General features: G+C 50.1%; 11 protein-coding genes, 1 tRNA gene and 2 pseudogenes. 7 read left to right on the forward strand and 7 right to left on the reverse strand.

Annotated features, from left to right (window positions below; translation table 11 throughout):
• The first annotated feature begins 35 nt into the window (after positions 1-35).
• The gene (argG, locus tag FC814_RS01615) at positions 36-1,379 is read left to right on the forward strand and encodes an argininosuccinate synthase (RefSeq protein ID WP_000207675.1); all 1,344 of its coding nucleotides are present in this window, start codon (positions 36-38) and stop codon (positions 1,377-1,379) included.
• 1,351 nt (positions 1,380-2,730) lie between these two features.
• Here the strand turns inward: argG and FC814_RS01625 are convergent.
• Together FC814_RS01625 and FC814_RS01630 are read right to left on the reverse strand one after the other, a co-directional pair.
• Positions 2,731-3,986 (reverse strand): annotated as a pseudogene (locus FC814_RS01625) (IS3 family transposase).
• Between the two features lie 99 nt (positions 3,987-4,085).
• Positions 4,086-4,170: transfer RNA gene (locus tag FC814_RS01630), tRNA-Leu, on the reverse strand.
• A gap of 153 nt (positions 4,171-4,323) precedes the next feature.
• Between FC814_RS01630 and FC814_RS01640 the strand changes: the two are divergent.
• Both FC814_RS01640 and FC814_RS01645 read left to right on the forward strand, forming a co-directional pair.
• A pseudogene (locus FC814_RS01640) lies at positions 4,324-4,455 on the forward strand (alcohol dehydrogenase); the annotation flags it as partial.
• Positions 4,456-4,571: 116 nt separating this feature from the next.
• The gene (locus FC814_RS01645; RefSeq protein WP_137325416.1) at positions 4,572-6,074 is read left to right on the forward strand and encodes a helicase HerA-like C-terminal domain-containing protein; all 1,503 of its coding nucleotides are present in this window, start codon (positions 4,572-4,574) and stop codon (positions 6,072-6,074) included.
• A 188-nt stretch (positions 6,075-6,262) separates the two neighbouring features.
• Here the strand turns inward: FC814_RS01645 and lptG are convergent, their stop codons facing one another.
• From lptG to ytgA, 3 genes are all read right to left on the reverse strand, one after another.
• Positions 6,263-7,345 carry an LPS export ABC transporter permease LptG gene (gene lptG, locus FC814_RS01650; protein ID WP_010346283.1) on the reverse strand — a complete coding sequence of 361 codons (1,083 nt, stop codon included), beginning with the start codon at positions 7,343-7,345 and terminating at the stop codon, positions 6,263-6,265.
• Complete coding sequence (lptF, locus tag FC814_RS01655; protein WP_000584137.1) at positions 7,345-8,445, reverse strand: LPS export ABC transporter permease LptF; 1,101 nt, start codon at positions 8,443-8,445, stop codon at positions 7,345-7,347. The genes lptG and lptF overlap by 1 nt, the downstream gene beginning before the upstream one ends.
• A 62-nt stretch (positions 8,446-8,507) precedes the next feature.
• Positions 8,508-8,558: a protein YtgA gene (ytgA, locus tag FC814_RS23025; protein ID WP_211180521.1), complete on the reverse strand. Its 51-nt coding sequence runs from the start codon at positions 8,556-8,558 to the stop codon at positions 8,508-8,510.
• 153 nt (positions 8,559-8,711) lie between these two features.
• Between ytgA and pepA the strand changes: the two genes are divergently transcribed.
• The 3 genes from pepA to valS all read left to right on the forward strand — a co-directional run bounded on the left by pepA (position 8,712) and on the right by valS (position 13,655).
• Positions 8,712-10,223 carry a leucyl aminopeptidase gene (gene pepA / locus FC814_RS01660; RefSeq protein WP_000397144.1) on the forward strand — a complete coding sequence of 504 codons (1,512 nt, stop codon included), beginning with the start codon at positions 8,712-8,714 and terminating at the stop codon, positions 10,221-10,223.
• Between the two features lie 133 nt (positions 10,224-10,356).
• Positions 10,357-10,800 (forward strand): DNA polymerase III subunit chi, encoded by a 444-nt coding sequence (gene holC, locus FC814_RS01665; protein ID WP_000786399.1) that lies wholly within the window; start codon positions 10,357-10,359, stop codon positions 10,798-10,800.
• On the forward strand, positions 10,800-13,655 hold the full coding sequence (gene valS / locus FC814_RS01670) for a valine--tRNA ligase (protein ID WP_137325417.1): 2,856 nt from the start codon (positions 10,800-10,802) through the stop codon (positions 13,653-13,655). Before holC ends, valS begins: the two co-directional genes overlap by 1 nt.
• Positions 13,656-13,701: 46 nt before the next feature.
• Here the strand turns inward: valS and FC814_RS01675 are convergent, their stop codons facing one another.
• Complete coding sequence (locus FC814_RS01675; RefSeq protein ID WP_137325418.1) at positions 13,702-14,889, reverse strand: YjgN family protein; 1,188 nt, start codon at positions 14,887-14,889, stop codon at positions 13,702-13,704.
• A gap of 192 nt (positions 14,890-15,081) precedes the next feature.
• Here FC814_RS01675 and FC814_RS01680 point away from each other — a divergent pair, with 192 nt between their 5' ends.
• Positions 15,082-15,585 carry a GNAT family N-acetyltransferase gene (locus FC814_RS01680; protein WP_010346276.1) on the forward strand — a complete coding sequence of 168 codons (504 nt, stop codon included), beginning with the start codon at positions 15,082-15,084 and terminating at the stop codon, positions 15,583-15,585.
• A gap of 45 nt (positions 15,586-15,630) precedes the next feature.
• Here the strand turns inward: FC814_RS01680 and rraB are convergent, their stop codons facing one another.
• Positions 15,631-16,047 carry a ribonuclease E inhibitor RraB gene (gene rraB / locus FC814_RS01685; RefSeq protein ID WP_000002947.1) on the reverse strand — a complete coding sequence of 139 codons (417 nt, stop codon included), beginning with the start codon at positions 16,045-16,047 and terminating at the stop codon, positions 15,631-15,633.
• Positions 16,048-16,201: the final 154 nt, after the last annotated feature.

The following is a 16,201-nucleotide window of genomic DNA, read 5'->3' on the forward strand; positions in this document are numbered from 1 at the left end:
GCTCATCATCAGTTAATCAAGCAGGGTGTTATTTTATGACGACGATTCTCAAGCATCTCCCGGTAGGTCAACGTATTGGCATCGCTTTTTCTGGCGGTCTGGACACCAGTGCCGCACTGCTGTGGATGCGACAAAAGGGAGCTGTTCCTTATGCATATACTGCAAACTTGGGTCAGCCAGACGAAGAGGATTATGATGCGATCCCTCGTCGTGCCATGGAATACGGCGCGGAGAACGCTCGTCTAATCGACTGCCGCAAACAACTGGTGGCCGAAGGCATTGCTGCTATTCAGTGTGGTGCTTTCCATAACACCACTGGCGGCCTGACCTATTTCAACACCACGCCGCTGGGCCGTGCCGTGACTGGCACTATGCTGGTTGCTGCGATGAAAGAAGATGGCGTTAACATCTGGGGTGATGGCAGCACCTATAAAGGAAACGATATCGAACGTTTCTATCGTTACGGCCTGTTGACCAACGCAGAACTGCAAATTTACAAACCGTGGCTTGATACTGACTTTATTGATGAGTTAGGCGGTCGTCATGAAATGTCTGAATTTATGATTGCCTGCGGTTTCGACTACAAAATGTCGGTCGAGAAAGCCTACTCCACCGACTCCAACATGCTTGGTGCCACGCACGAAGCGAAAGATCTGGAATATCTCAATTCCAGCGTCAAAATCGTCAACCCGATTATGGGCGTGAAATTCTGGGATGAGAGTGTGAAGATCCCGGCAGAAGAAGTCACGGTACGTTTTGAACAGGGTCATCCGGTGGCGCTGAACGGCAAAACCTTTAGCGATGATGTGGAAATGATGCTGGAAGCCAACCGCATCGGCGGTCGTCACGGCCTGGGCATGAGCGACCAAATCGAAAACCGTATCATCGAAGCGAAAAGCCGTGGTATCTACGAAGCTCCGGGGATGGCGCTGCTGCATATCGCTTATGAACGTCTACTGACCGGTATTCACAATGAAGACACCATCGAGCAGTATCACGCGCATGGTCGTCAGTTAGGCCGTTTGCTGTACCAGGGACGTTGGTTCGATTCCCAGGCATTGATGCTACGTGACTCTCTGCAACGCTGGGTTGCCAGCCAGATTACAGGTGAAGTTACTCTGGAGCTGCGTCGCGGGAATGATTACTCCATCCTCAATACCGTCTCTGACAACCTGACTTACAAACCAGAACGTCTGACGATGGAAAAAGGTGACTCGGTGTTCTCGCCAGATGATCGTATCGGTCAACTGACCATGCGTAACCTGGATATCACCGATACTCGCGAGAAACTTTTCGGTTATGCCAAAACGGGTCTGCTCTCATCTTCTGCCGCTTCAGGCGTACCGCAGGTTGAGAATCTGGAAAACAAAGGCCAGTAATTCGACGTTAACCCTGCCCATCAAGGGCGGGGTTATCTGGATTTCCTCTGTAAAATCTTTTCTGACAGTCAAATAAGCAAAGATGTCATGATTTGCATTAACAATGTGTGAATCTCCTTTATAGTGTGCAATTACCGCGCCCAATGTTTTTGGCTGATCCAGTGTCGTCATCCCCATCCACGCGTTAATCGAGTAATGATTATTATCGGGGTAAAATATAGCGTTTTCTGTTACGAGATTCACACCATATCCAAGTGCTGAGTTATGCCAGATAAATATAGGAACATGCTAAGTCCGTTGCTTTTCTGGTAATAGCTAAGTTCATGCGGGAGAAATCCATAAACCGAATCGCGAGTTAACGTTCGCAATGTTTTTTTACTTGTTAAGGGATTGGTATTTTTCACATGCAAATTTAGTCGAGGTAAAAAACTTGACTATTTAATTTGCAAAAAAATAAGGGTTATTAGATGAAAGGCCGGACTCGAATTTCATACCTAATAGACTGATATAAACGCAGTTTCTAAATTGTTATACTCACACTTGTAGCCACAGTTGAAATCCGGACAAAAAACAGACACAAGTTGTGAGTATAAGCCATGCCAGTAGAATACCGATATGGCTATCAAAGCAAGTTTCAGGTAAAAACGCTTTCTTCAGAGATATTAATTAGCTTCCACTAAGAACAAAGACAGATGTGGCCGCGAAATGAGCGTTAACACTAAACTTAGCCTTGCTATACTAGTTCCCATGGCAAATCCCTGCGTCTATTTACTGGTTTCAGAATACCCTCGTTTCTCAATTGTTGAGCGGCCCAACGAATGTCATATTGCCACGTATACAATATATCCCCCGAATCCCTCAGCTCAGCCTCGTAGCGGTCCCATACGTACTTTGAAACTTCACGTGGCCAAGCACTACCACCCAGTTCCCGAAGACACTCGATGATCCATTGTTTCATGCTTTCCCTGGTTACCATCATACCTCCTGACCTTTCCCCCGTTAATCAATACAAATTAATACTAACATTGGCAACTTCTGGTACAAGAAGAACTGGGCCAAAACGCTATTGCCTGTTATGAACAAGAAGCAGAGGTTAGCAATTAAATAGCCATGATTATTGCTAGTATTAATATACAGGGCGCTGGTCATAACGTCCATTTGTCAGCTTGTTATGGACCCATAGGGAGCCCAGTCGCGTAAGGGACTTCAAGTATTGAAGATGGGTTATATGAGGACAGGCTTTGGTGTAAATAAACCGTTTTAGTTCCAGGCATTTTTTGAGATCACGACCAAATTGGCATCTGTTGAAAGGAAAATAACGGAAAGCCTTGTATGGCGTGGATTTCAGTGACTAGTCCTGATATAAGTTGACACTTTTCTGTCTGTAAAACGCCTGATGAACGTCATCGGGCGTTTTGTATTTCAGGGCCAGATGTGGCCGCTCACAGTTATAAATTGTCACGGACTCTTTTACCATTTCCCGGGCCTGCATCAGGTCTGCAGGACGTGAGAGTAAAAACTCATTTTTCAGGATACCGTTTATTCGCTCAGCCAGTGCATTCTGGTAGCAGTCATAACCATCGGTCATTGAACAGGTTATTCCGTTTCTCTCATGGACTGACTGATAAAGAGCTGAACAGTATTGCAACCCTCTGTCAGAGTGATGTACCAGAGGATCTGTCGTTTTTCTTCGCCTCAGAGCCTGTCTGAACGCTTTTACCACATTTTCTGTCTGCAGATTTTCCCCGACATGGTAACCCATGATTTTTCTGGAGCAGGCATCAGTGACCAGACTCAGATAAGCCATGCCGCTGAGCAGGGGAAGGTAAGTAATGTCGGCAACCCAGACCTGCTCTGGCTCAAGGGCGGTAACCTGCTCCGGGCCGGGTTTCAGCAGATTGGGATGCCGGTAAAAGCGGTGACGGCTGTTGGTGGTTTTGTGATATGCCCGTTTTACTGGCACCAGGAGCCGGTATTCATCCAGTAGGTTAAACAGGCGGTCTCGTCCGATATTCAGCCTTTTATCGGCCTGAGTGTTCAGCAGATAGTGCAGTTTACGCGCACCGATTCGAGGCTGACGACATCTGATACGGGCAACAAAATCAAGAACCTGAGCATGATGTTCCTGCCGTTTTCTGCACCTTGCGTTGTCCTGATACCATGCCTGTCTGCTGTGCCCCAGGAACTGACATGCACGCGTAACAGTTATTTTTGGGGCCGAACTTTGCGCGAGGACTTGCCGGGCCGCTTTTTTACGATACTCACCCCATAATCATTTTTCAGGACATTGATAACCGACTAAAAAAACTCAGCTTTCTGGTTCGCCAGCTCAAGCTGCTCTTCAAGTTATCTGGTTCTTTGCTCGGGTGTGAGCGGGATAGTTGTCTGAGTCACAGGCAGTTTCCTCTTCACCAGATCAGGAAGTCCGGGACTCCAGTCAAGCTGGCCATATTTACGCAACCAGACAAGAACGGTGGAGCGCCCCTGAATGCCATACCGCTGCTGGGCCTGTTTATAGGTCATCTCGCCTTTTTCAACCTGCTCAACAACAGCTATTTTAAAGGATAGAGGATAATCACGTTGGGTGCGTTTGAGCTCAGTCATCAACACGTTCTCCGGATTTAAGTCTGGAACGTGTCAACGCTATTCAGGACGGGTCATAGACACAAAAAAAGCCGCTATTGAGCGACTTGATTTGCATACTTTTGGTGCCGAAGGCCGGACTCGAACCGGCACGTATTTCTACGGTTGATTTTGAATCAACTGCGTCTACCGATTTCGCCACTTCGGCACTGAAGAGGTATGCGGAAAACGTTGTGGATTATACCTGTCACGCGTCACCATGCAAGCGCCAGCTTACGCCTGCCTCGCTAAGTGCTGAAAATTTCAGCATTGTCTTCCACGATGTGTAACCTCTATCACACTCCAGGAACCCCACCCGACCATGCTCTACACTTCCCGCAGCAAAGTCGCACCAACAACCGAACGGTTCCCGATGTCGAAAATTAACGATGCCATCCAGCATGTACGTGACGGTAAGGCGCGCTACCGCGTGGTTCTGAAAGCTGTCTTCTGATCCCTTTACCAGGTCGATTCTGCCCGGCCTTTAAGACATCTCGCAATCGGCTGAATTTAGTGGTGAAAACTTTTCAACCGTGCCTATACTCCAGGCAGGGAACTGGAGGAAATCTCATGAGCGAACCACTTTTAATTGCACGCACGTCGGACACGGAACTGTTTTTATTACCCGCTATGGCTAACCGTCACGGGCTGATTACTGGCGCAACGGGGACGGGTAAAACTGTCACGCTGCAAAAACTAGCGGAATCACTGTCAGAAATCGGTGTACCTGTGTTTATGGCCGATGTGAAAGGCGATTTGACCGGGGTTGCACAGGAAGGTACGACCTCGGAAAAACTGCTCGCTCGGTTAAAAAGTATCGGTGTCAACGACTGGCAACCGCATTCGAATCCAGCGGTGGTGTGGGATATTTTTGGTGAGAAAGGCCATCCAGTAAGGGCAACGGTCTCCGATCTGGGGCCGCTGTTGCTTGCACGACTGTTAAATCTTAACGACGTGCAAACTGGCGTGCTGGATATCATCTTCCGCATTGCTGACGATCAGGGACTGTTGTTGCTCGACTTTAAAGATCTTCGGGCCATTACCCAGTACATCGGAGATAACGCCAAATCATTCCAGAATCAGTATGGCAATATCAGTAGCGCATCTGTTGGTGCAATCCAACGCGGATTACTGTCGCTGGAGCAGCAAGGAGCGACGCATTTCTTTGGTGAACCGATGCTGGATATCAAAGACTGGATGCGTACTGATGCTAACGGTAAAGGCGTCATCAATATACTTAGCGCCGAAAAGCTCTACCAGATGCCAAAACTGTACGCTGCCAGTCTGCTGTGGATGCTTTCTGAATTGTATGAGCAACTGCCGGAAGCAGGGGATCTGGATAAACCGAAACTCGTCTTTTTCTTCGATGAGGCGCATCTGCTGTTTAACGATGCACCGCAAGTGCTGCTGGATAAAATTGAGCAGGTCATACGGCTTATCCGCTCGAAAGGCGTGGGCGTCTGGTTTGTCTCGCAAAACCCTTCGGATATACCCGACAACGTACTCGGGCAGTTGGGGAATCGCGTTCAACACGCTCTGCGCGCCTTTACGCCGAAAGACCAGAAAGCGGTGAAGACGGCAGCGCAAACCATGCGACCCAATCCAGCGTTTGATACAGAAAAGGCGATCCAGGAGCTGGGAACCGGCGAAGCGTTGATCTCATTTCTTGATGCGAAAGGTAGTCCTTCTGTAGTGGAGCGTGCAATGGTGATTGCACCTTGTTCACGGATGGGACCGGTGACAGAAGATGAGCGTAACGGCCTGATTAATCACTCCCCGGTGTATGGCAAGTATGAAGATGACGTGGATCGGGAATCTGCCTATGAGATGCTGCAAAAAGGAGTGCAAACCAGTACCGAACAGCAAAATAATCCACCAGCCAAAGGAAAAGAGATGGCTGTGGATGACGGTATTCTCGGTGGGTTAAAGGACATTTTGTTTGGCACTACCGGACCGCGTGGCGGAAAGAAAGATGGCGTAGTACAGACTATGGCGAAAAGTGCCGCCCGCCAGGTCACGAATCAAATTATACGCGGTGTGCTGGGGAGTTTACTTGGGGGAAGAAGAAGGTAAGTCAGGTGCGATTTGTCTTTGCCTGATGCGACGCTATCGCGTCTTATCAGGCCTACGCCACTGCAATATATTGAATTTGCATGATTTTGTAGGCCGAACAAGGCATTCACGCCGCATCCGGCATGAACAAAGCGCACTTTGCCAACAATGTAAAAGGGAGCTTTCGCTCCCTTTCTTCACTCATCTGGTTACGATTTTCTCATTAACAGCCACAGGCTGATTAAGAAGAAACTTGCACTTGGCAACAGTGCGCCGATGATCGGCGGGATGCCGTAAACCAACGTCAGCGGGCCGAAGATCTGATCCAGTACATAGAACACAAAACCGAAGCTGATACCGGTAACCACGCGCACGCCCATCGGCACGCTACGCAGTGGACCGAAGATGAACGACAGTGCCATCAGCATCATCACCGCCACGGATAGCGGCTGGAAGATTTTGCTCCACATGTTGAGCTGATAACGTCCGGCGTCCTGACCGCTCGACTTCAGATACTTCACATAGTTGTGCAAACCGCTGATGGAGAGTGCATCCGGATCCAGCGCCACCACGCCCAGTTTGTCTGGCGTGAGGTTGGTTTTCCAGGTGCCGCTCACGGTCTGAGAACCGGTGATTTGTTTTGGATTGGTCAGGTCAGATTCATCAACCTGCGACAGACGCCAGACTTTATGTTCAGGATCAAACTTCGCGGAAGCGGCATAGCGTACGGATTGCAGACGACGATTTTCGTTAAAGGCATAAATACTAATACCCCCTAACTCTTCGTCACCTTTAACCCGCTCAATGTAAACAAAGTTGTTGCCATCTTTTGCCCATAAGCCTTGCTGGGTAGAGAGCAACGAGCCGCCGTACATCGCCTGCGCACGGTAGTTACGTGCCATCTGCTCGCCCTGCGGCGCGACCCATTCTCCGATCGCCATCGTCAGCAATACCAGCGGAATGGCGGTTTTCATTACCGACAACGCTACCTGCATACGGGTAAAACCAGAAGCCTGCATCACCACCAGTTCGCTGCGTTGCGCCAACATCCCAAGACCAAGCAACGCACCCAGCAGAGCCGCCATCGGGAAGAAGATTTGCACATCTTTCGGCACGCTCAGCAGGGTATACATTCCTGCGCCTAACGCGTCGTAACTCCCCTGCCCGGCTTTTTTCAGCTGATCGACAAATTTGATAATGCCGGAGAGTGACACCAGCATGAACAGCGTCATCATGATGGTGGTGAAAATAGTTTTACCGATATAGCGGTCAAGTACGCCAAAAGGTTGCATCACACCGCTCCTTTACGCGAAAAACTGGCGCGCAGGCGGCGAACCGGCACCGTATCCCAAAGGTTGAGAACAATCGCCAAAGCCAGATAAATCAGGTTAACGGTCCACATCCACAGCGTCGGATCCAGCTTACCTTTGCCGCCGTTCGATTTCAGGGAGGTCTGGATCAGGAAGAAAAGCAGATACAGCAGCATGGCAGGCAGCATCGACAGTACACGCCCCTGACGCGGGTTAACCACACTCAGCGGTACGACCATCAACGCCATCATAAACACGGTGAATACCAGCGTGATACGCCAGTTTAGCTCCGCACGGGCGCGATCGGTGTCGGTGTTCCACAGTGTACGCATGTCCATCTGGTCGGTATCGTTCGGGTCGAGCGCCACCGCCTGGTGACCAATGATCGCCTGATAATCCTGGAAGTCAGTGATGCGGAAATCACGTAACAGTGCAGTGCCTTCGAAACGCGTTCCCTGATTGAGAGTCACCACCTGAGAGCCATCCCGCAACTGAGTTAAATGTCCGGAATCGGCCACTACCACGGAAGGACGTGCATTACCTTTTGGTCGGATTTGCGCGAGGAACACATCTTTGAAGTCGCTGCCGTCAACGCTTTCGATGAACAGCACCGAGCTGCCATTGGTCGCTTGCTGGAATTGCCCTTGCGCCAGCGCCGCCATGCCTGGGTTAGCTTTCGCTTCTGCCAGCACCTCATCCTGATGACGCGATGACCACGGCCCCGCCCACATGACGTTAACCGCCGCGACAATCGCCGTGAACACCGCGAGAACCATTGCCGCTTTCACCAGAACCGCTTTGCTCAGGCCGCAGGCATGCATTACCGTAATTTCACTTTCGGTATACAGTTTACCCAACGTCATCAGCAGCCCGAGGAACAGGCTTAATGGCAGGATAAGCTGCGCCATTTCCGGCACGCCCAACCCGAGAAGGGAGAGCACCAGGTTCGCCGGAATGTCGCCGTCAACCGCTGCGCCGAGGATCCTCACTAACTTTTGACAGAAGAAGATCAAAAGCAAGATGAAGAGTATCGCCAGCTGGCTTTTGAGCGTCTCCCGAACCAGATATCTTATGATTATCACTTTAAATACGCCCGTAAAAACTCGTCTTTTGCAGGATTTTAGCTTGTTTCATGGCTTAAACGTCATTTATTCTCTTGAGTCGTCGAAATCGTCGCTAAGATAATTATACTCAACGGATTCACCTCTCAGATTTTGTTCTGACGTGCCAATGCCGTAATAACGTTAAGATTAACACGAAGTCATCGCAACAGCGGACATGAGTTACGAAAGCTTGCAATTCTATCTGTAGCCACCGCCGTTGTCTTTAAGATTCAGGAGCGTAGTGCATGGAGTTTAGTGTAAAAAGCGGTAGCCCGGAGAAACAGCGGAGTGCCTGCATCGTCGTGGGCGTCTTCGAACCACGTCGCCTTTCTCCGATTGCAGAACAGCTCGATAAAATCAGCGATGGGTACATCAGCGCCCTGCTACGTCGGGGCGAACTGGAAGGAAAACCGGGGCAGACATTGTTGCTACACCATGTTCCGAATGTACTTTCCGAGCGAATTCTCCTTATTGGTTGCGGCAAAGAACGTGAGCTGGATGAGCGTCAGTACAAGCAGGTTATTCAGAAAACCATTAATACACTGAATGATACTGGCTCAATGGAAGCGGTCTGTTTCCTGACTGAACTGCACGTTAAAGGCCGTAACAACTACTGGAAAGTGCGTCAGGCGGTCGAGACAGCAAAAGAGACGCTCTACAGCTTTGACCAGCTTAAAACGAATAAGAGCGAGCCGCGTCGTCCGCTGCGTAAAATGGTGTTCAACGTGCCGACCCGCCGTGAGCTGACCAGCGGTGAGCGCGCGATCCAGCACGGTCTGGCGATTGCGGCCGGGATCAAAGCCGCGAAAGATCTCGGCAATATGCCGCCGAATATCTGTAACGCCGCTTACCTCGCTTCACAAGCGCGCCAGTTAGCTGACAGCTACAGCAAGAATGTCATCACCCGCGTTATCGGCGAACAGCAAATGAAAGAGCTGGGGATGCACTCCTATCTGGCGGTGGGGCAGGGTTCGCAAAACGAATCGCTGATGTCGGTGATTGAGTACAAAGGCAACGCGTCGGAAGATGCGCGCCCGATTGTGCTGGTGGGTAAAGGTTTAACCTTCGACTCCGGCGGTATATCCATCAAGCCTTCAGAAGGCATGGATGAGATGAAGTACGATATGTGCGGCGCGGCGGCGGTTTACGGCGTGATGCGCATGGTTGCAGAGCTGCAACTGCCGATTAACGTTATCGGCGTACTGGCAGGCTGCGAAAACATGCCTGGCGGTCGTGCCTATCGTCCGGGCGATGTGTTAACCACTATGTCCGGTCAAACCGTAGAAGTGCTGAACACCGACGCCGAAGGCCGTCTGGTGCTGTGCGATGTATTAACTTATGTTGAACGTTTTGAGCCGGAAGCGGTAATTGATGTGGCGACGCTGACCGGTGCCTGCGTGATCGCGCTGGGTCATCACATCACCGGCCTGATGGCGAACCATAATCCGCTGGCCCATGAGCTGATTGCCGCGTCTGAGCAGTCTGGCGACCGCGCATGGCGTTTACCGCTGGGTGACGAGTACCAGGAACAACTGGAATCCAATTTTGCCGATATGGCGAACATTGGCGGACGTCCTGGCGGGGCGATTACCGCAGGTTGCTTCCTGTCGCGCTTTACCCGTAAGTACAACTGGGCGCACCTGGATATCGCGGGAACCGCCTGGCGTTCTGGTAAAGCAAAAGGCGCAACCGGTCGTCCGGTAGCGTTGCTGGCACAGTTCCTGCTGAACCGCGCCGGATTTAACGGCGAAGAGTAAGTTTGCGTTTTACCCTCACCCTAACCCTCTCCCTAAGGGAGAGGGAACCGATCGAGCGCAATAGAAATTCATTGCTCATCTTTCAGGGTGAGGAATGCAGCAATATTTAAATCCACCACAAGAAGCCCCATATATGAAAAACGCAACGTTCTACCTTCTGGACAATGACACCACCGTCGATGGCTTAAGCGCCGTTGAGCAACTGGTGTGTGAAATTGCCGCAGAACGTTGGCGCAGCGGTAAGCGCGTGCTCATCGCCTGTGAAGATGAAAAACAGGCTTACCGGCTGGATGAAGCCCTGTGGGCGCGTCCGGCAGAAAGTTTTGTTCCGCACAATTTAGCGGGAGAAGGACCGCGCGGCGGCGCGCCGGTGGAGATCGCCTGGCCGCAAAAACGTAGCAGCAGCCCGCGCGATATATTGATTAGTCTGCGAACAAGCTTTGCAGATTTTGCCACCGCTTTCACAGAAGTGGTAGACTTCGTTCCTTATGAAGATTCTCTGAAACAACTGGCGCGCGAACGCTATAAAGCCTACCGCGTGGCTGGTTTCAACCTGAATACGGCAACCTGGAAATAATGGAAAAGACATATAACCCACAAGATATCGAACAGCCGCTTTACGAGCACTGGGAAAAGCAGGGCTACTTTAAGCCTAATGGCGATGAAAGCCAGGAAAGTTTCTGCATCATGATCCCGCCGCCGAACGTCACCGGCAGTTTGCATATGGGTCACGCCTTCCAGCAAACCATCATGGATACCATGATCCGCTATCAGCGTATGCAGGGTAAAAATACCCTGTGGCAGGTCGGTACTGACCACGCAGGGATCGCTACCCAGATGGTCGTTGAGCGCAAGATTGCCGCAGAAGAAGGTAAAACCCGTCACGACTACGGCCGCGAAGCTTTCATCGACAAAATTTGGGAATGGAAAGCGGAATCCGGCGGTACGATTACCCGTCAGATGCGCCGTCTCGGCAACTCCGTCGACTGGGAGCGTGAACGCTTCACCATGGACGAAGGCCTGTCCAATGCGGTGAAAGAAGTTTTCGTTCGTCTGTATAAAGAAGATCTGATTTACCGTGGTAAGCGCCTGGTAAACTGGGATCCGAAACTGCGCACCGCTATCTCTGACCTGGAAGTGGAAAACCGCGAATCGAAAGGTTCGATGTGGCATATCCGCTATCCGCTGGCTGACGGCGCGAAAACTGCTGATGGCAAAGATTATCTGGTCGTTGCGACTACCCGTCCGGAAACCCTGCTGGGCGACACCGGCGTGGCTGTTAACCCGGAAGATCCGCGTTACAAAGATCTGATTGGCAAATTTGTCATTCTGCCGCTGGTTAACCGTCGTATTCCGATCGTTGGTGACGAACACGCCGACATGGAAAAAGGCACCGGCTGTGTGAAGATCACTCCGGCGCACGACTTTAACGACTATGAAGTGGGTAAACGTCACGCCCTGCCGATGATCAACATCCTGACCTTTGACGGTGATATCCGTGAAAGCGCCCAGGTGTTCGATACCAAAGGCAACGAATCCGACGTTTATTCCAGCGAAATCCCGGCAGAGTTCCAGAAACTCGAGCGTTTTGCTGCGCGTAAAGCAGTCGTTGCTGCGGTTGACGCGCTCGGCCTGCTGGAAGAAATTAAACCGCACGATTTGACCGTTCCTTACGGCGACCGTGGCGGCGTGGTTATCGAACCGATGCTGACTGACCAGTGGTACGTGCGTGCCGATGTACTGGCGAAACCGGCAGTTGAAGCGGTTGAGAACGGCGATATTCAGTTCGTACCGAAGCAGTACGAAAACATGTACTTCTCCTGGATGCGCGATATTCAGGACTGGTGTATCTCTCGTCAACTGTGGTGGGGTCACCGTATCCCGGCATGGTATGACGAAGCGGGTAACGTTTATGTTGGCCGCAACGAAGACGAAGTGCGTAAAGAAAATAACCTCGGTGCCGACGTTGCCCTGCGTCAGGACGAAGACGTTCTCGACACCTGGTTCTCTTCCGCGCTGTGGACTTTCTCTACGCTCGGCTGGCCGGAAAACACCGACGCCCTGCGTCAGTTCCACCCGACCAGCGTGATGGTTTCTGGCTTCGACATCATCTTCTTCTGGATTGCCCGCATGATCATGATGACCATGCACTTCATCAAAGATGAAAATGGCAAACCGCAGGTGCCGTTCCACACTGTTTACATGACCGGTCTGATTCGTGACGACGAAGGCCAGAAGATGTCTAAATCCAAGGGTAACGTGATTGACCCGCTGGATATGGTCGACGGTATTTCGCTGCCAGAACTGCTGGAAAAACGTACCGGTAATATGATGCAGCCGCAGCTGGCGGACAAAATCCGTAAGCGCACCGAGAAGCAGTTCCCGAACGGCATTGAGCCGCACGGTACTGACGCGCTGCGCTTCACCCTGGCGGCGCTGGCTTCTACCGGTCGTGACATCAACTGGGATATGAAGCGTCTGGAAGGTTACCGTAACTTCTGTAACAAACTGTGGAACGCCAGCCGCTTTGTGCTGATGAACACAGAAGGTCAGGATTGCGGCTTCAACGGTGGCGAAATGACGCTGTCGCTGGCGGATCGCTGGATTCTGGCGGAGTTCAACCAAACCATCAAAGCGTACCGCGAAGCACTGGATAGTTTCCGCTTCGATATCGCCGCAGGCATTCTGTATGAATTCACCTGGAACCAGTTCTGTGACTGGTATCTGGAGCTGACCAAGCCGGTAATGAACGGTGGAACTGAAGCCGAATTGCGCGGTACTCGCCACACGCTGGTTACGGTACTGGAAGGTCTGCTGCGCCTCGCGCATCCGATCATTCCGTTCATCACCGAAACTATCTGGCAGCGTGTGAAAGTGCTTTGCGGCATCACCGCTGACACCATCATGCTGCAGCCGTTCCCGCAGTACGATGCATCTCAGGTTGATGAAGCGGCGCTGGTCGACACCGAGTGGCTGAAACAGGCGATCGTTGCGGTACGTAACATCCGTGCAGAAATGAACATCGCGCCGGGCAAACCGCTGGAGCTGCTGCTGCGTGGTTGCAGCGCGGATGCAGAACGTCGCGTAAATGAAAACCGTGGCTTCCTGCAAACGCTGGCACGTCTGGAAAGCATCACCGTGCTGCCTGCCGATGACAAAGGTCCGGTTTCCGTTACTAAGATCGTCGACGGCGCTGAGCTGCTGATCCCGATGGCTGGACTCATCAACAAAGAAGATGAGCTGGCGCGTCTGGCAAAAGAAGTGGCGAAGATCGAAGGTGAAATCAGCCGTATCGAGAACAAGCTGGCGAACGAAGGCTTTGTCGCACGTGCACCGGAAGCGGTCATCGCGAAAGAGCGTGAGAAGCTGGAAGGTTATGCGGAAGCGAAAGCGAAGCTGATTGAACAACAGGCGGTTATTGCCGCGCTGTAATACGCACAGTGAAAACGAAGGCCGGAGAATGCTCCGGCCTTTTTATTTAGATAAACGGAACATACGGCATAATACCGCGAGATATCCACATTAACGGACCGCTATCCTGCGGTTTTTCATCATTCGCTAACGCCAGTGAATCAAGGTCACCCTGCACATGGGTATTATTGGCAATCCAGCTAATCATCCACATTTTCAGCCAGGGATAAGCCAGTCCACAGGTAATTGAAGAACCCATTAATACCGCAAACATGCGTAAAAGCACACCGAACGTGGAAACGGACGAATGAAAACGAATTGTTCCATTTGCCAGTGTCAGGTTATTCAGAAACAAACTACGTAACGTGACATAGAGATAACTGGCAAAAACAAGAATCGCAACAAAATAAAGGAAATAAGAAGCCATAATCTGCGGGTAATATTGCAATACAAGCTCACCACCAGCATCAGACCTACCCAACATGGTCATCATCATTACCTGCTGAAATACTGGCGCAATCATAATACCAATCACAATGATGAAAGGAACCATGGTTAATATTGCGAGCATACAACCTTTAATGCATTCTTTTACGTTTACCTGAACAGAAAACTTATGAATGCCAAAAGTTGCATTGTTACCCAGCAATGGCATCCATTTACTGTAGGTTATACCATTGACGACACCCAGCCCGATGGCAGAAAGCAAACTTAACGCGACTAAGTTAAAGAATAATCCTCCTATCGATGTCGTCAATTGCGCAATAAGATACAGTGCGAACCAAAACGCTAACGCCAACAAAACAGGCAGACCTAACATAACCCACCATGCACGGAGCATCGAGCAGTTAAAGCCAAAGCGAATGCCATTCAGTGAGGTCATGTTCGCCTGATATTGTAGACTCTTCACTGCCATGCAAGGAATACCGCAGCTCAAGAGAGCAAACAGGAGAAAACCAAGAACAAAGTGCTGGCCTGAAAAACAAGAAATACTGAGAAGATAAACGACAATAATAAGGAACATGCTAACGAAAATGGCACCACCAGTTCCCTTATAACTAAATGGTTGCCCATTGAGTGTCACATGTTGATAAATATAACGACGGCATTTCACCAATGCCCACGGCCCATATATTCCCAGAGTAATAATTGTCAGTAAAAAATTCACAAGACAAATAAGAAAATACTCACCACCTTTGCCTGTAAAAACAAACGCGTGACGAGAATTATCTTTCCCGACGTTTACACCATTCATGAATCATATCCCTAAAATAAATTCCATTCATATAGATAATAATCCCAGTAAATTAATACTGGTACGCCTAGAATACGCTTTCTCAAAGAGATATATGCTTAATATTTTCTGATTTATCTTCTTCTTGCACCGCATAAGCGAGGGTGGTATTAAAGTGAGCTATAAATCATACATTTGAAATTGAGCTATGCTATGAATGTTGTCACTTCTCCCGCGCTCCGTTTGCGCAAACTTACTGCCGCCGATAATCCCGCCATCGCCAGCGTCATCCGCCAGGTATCCGCAGAATACGGTCTTACCGCTGATAAAGGCTACACCGTCGCCGATCCCAATCTCGACGAATTGTATCAAGTGTATAGTCAGCCCAGTCATGCGTATTGGGTAGTTGAATACAATGGCGAAGTGGTGGGTGGCGGCGGGATTGCGCCATTAGCAGGTAGTGAATCGGACATTTGCGAACTGCAAAAGATGTATTTTCTTCCTGCTATTCGCGGTAAAGGACTGGCGAAAAAACTGGCCTTAATGGCGATGGAGCAGGCGCGAGAAATGGGCTTCAAACGCTGCTATCTGGAAACGACCGCTTTTTTAAAAGAAGCGATTGGTTTGTATGAACATTTAGGTTTTCAACATATCGATTACGCACTTGGTTGCACGGGCCATGTCGATTGTGAAGTGCGGATGCTGCGTAAACTCTAAAAAAATGCCCGCTAGTGTGTACTAGCGGGCATTTTAATCAATTAATTAGTGACGAACACCGTCATCATCTTCGTCGACATAATCTTCATCGTCGCCATCTTCGCCGTTAGGATCTTCAAAGTAAGTGCCCCAACCGTCGTATTCAACGTCGAACTTCTCTGCCAGGTTCATCAATTGCTCAACCTGGGCGTCGATAAGATCGGCATTCAACGCGCATTCGCTGAGGATGTCACAGCAAATTACGATATCGCCATCTTCCACTTCCAACTCTTCCGGATCGGTCACTTCGTAACCAAGTTTAAACGCTTCAACCGCTGCTTTTTCCAGGGTTTCCAGATCGTCTGCGGAAAGGTGATGTTCGATGGTGTACAGCGCGTCCGGATCGCTGCCATCTTCCAGTAATTCTTCAATAATCAAACGCGTTTCTTCACGCTGTTCTTCCAGTTGTTCCGGGTTTGCCATGGCTCATTCCTCTTAATGTCCTGCCGATACTCTTATTGTCACACACCACTGACATTGCCTCCACCTTTGTGACAAAGATTTATGTTTTAGGCTTGCAAATGAATAATCATCCATATAAATTGAATTTTAATTCATTACGGCGTTAGCCACAGGA

This window comes from Escherichia sp. MR (assembly GCF_005280595.1).
GTDB lineage: Bacteria > Pseudomonadota > Gammaproteobacteria > Enterobacterales > Enterobacteriaceae > Escherichia > Escherichia ruysiae.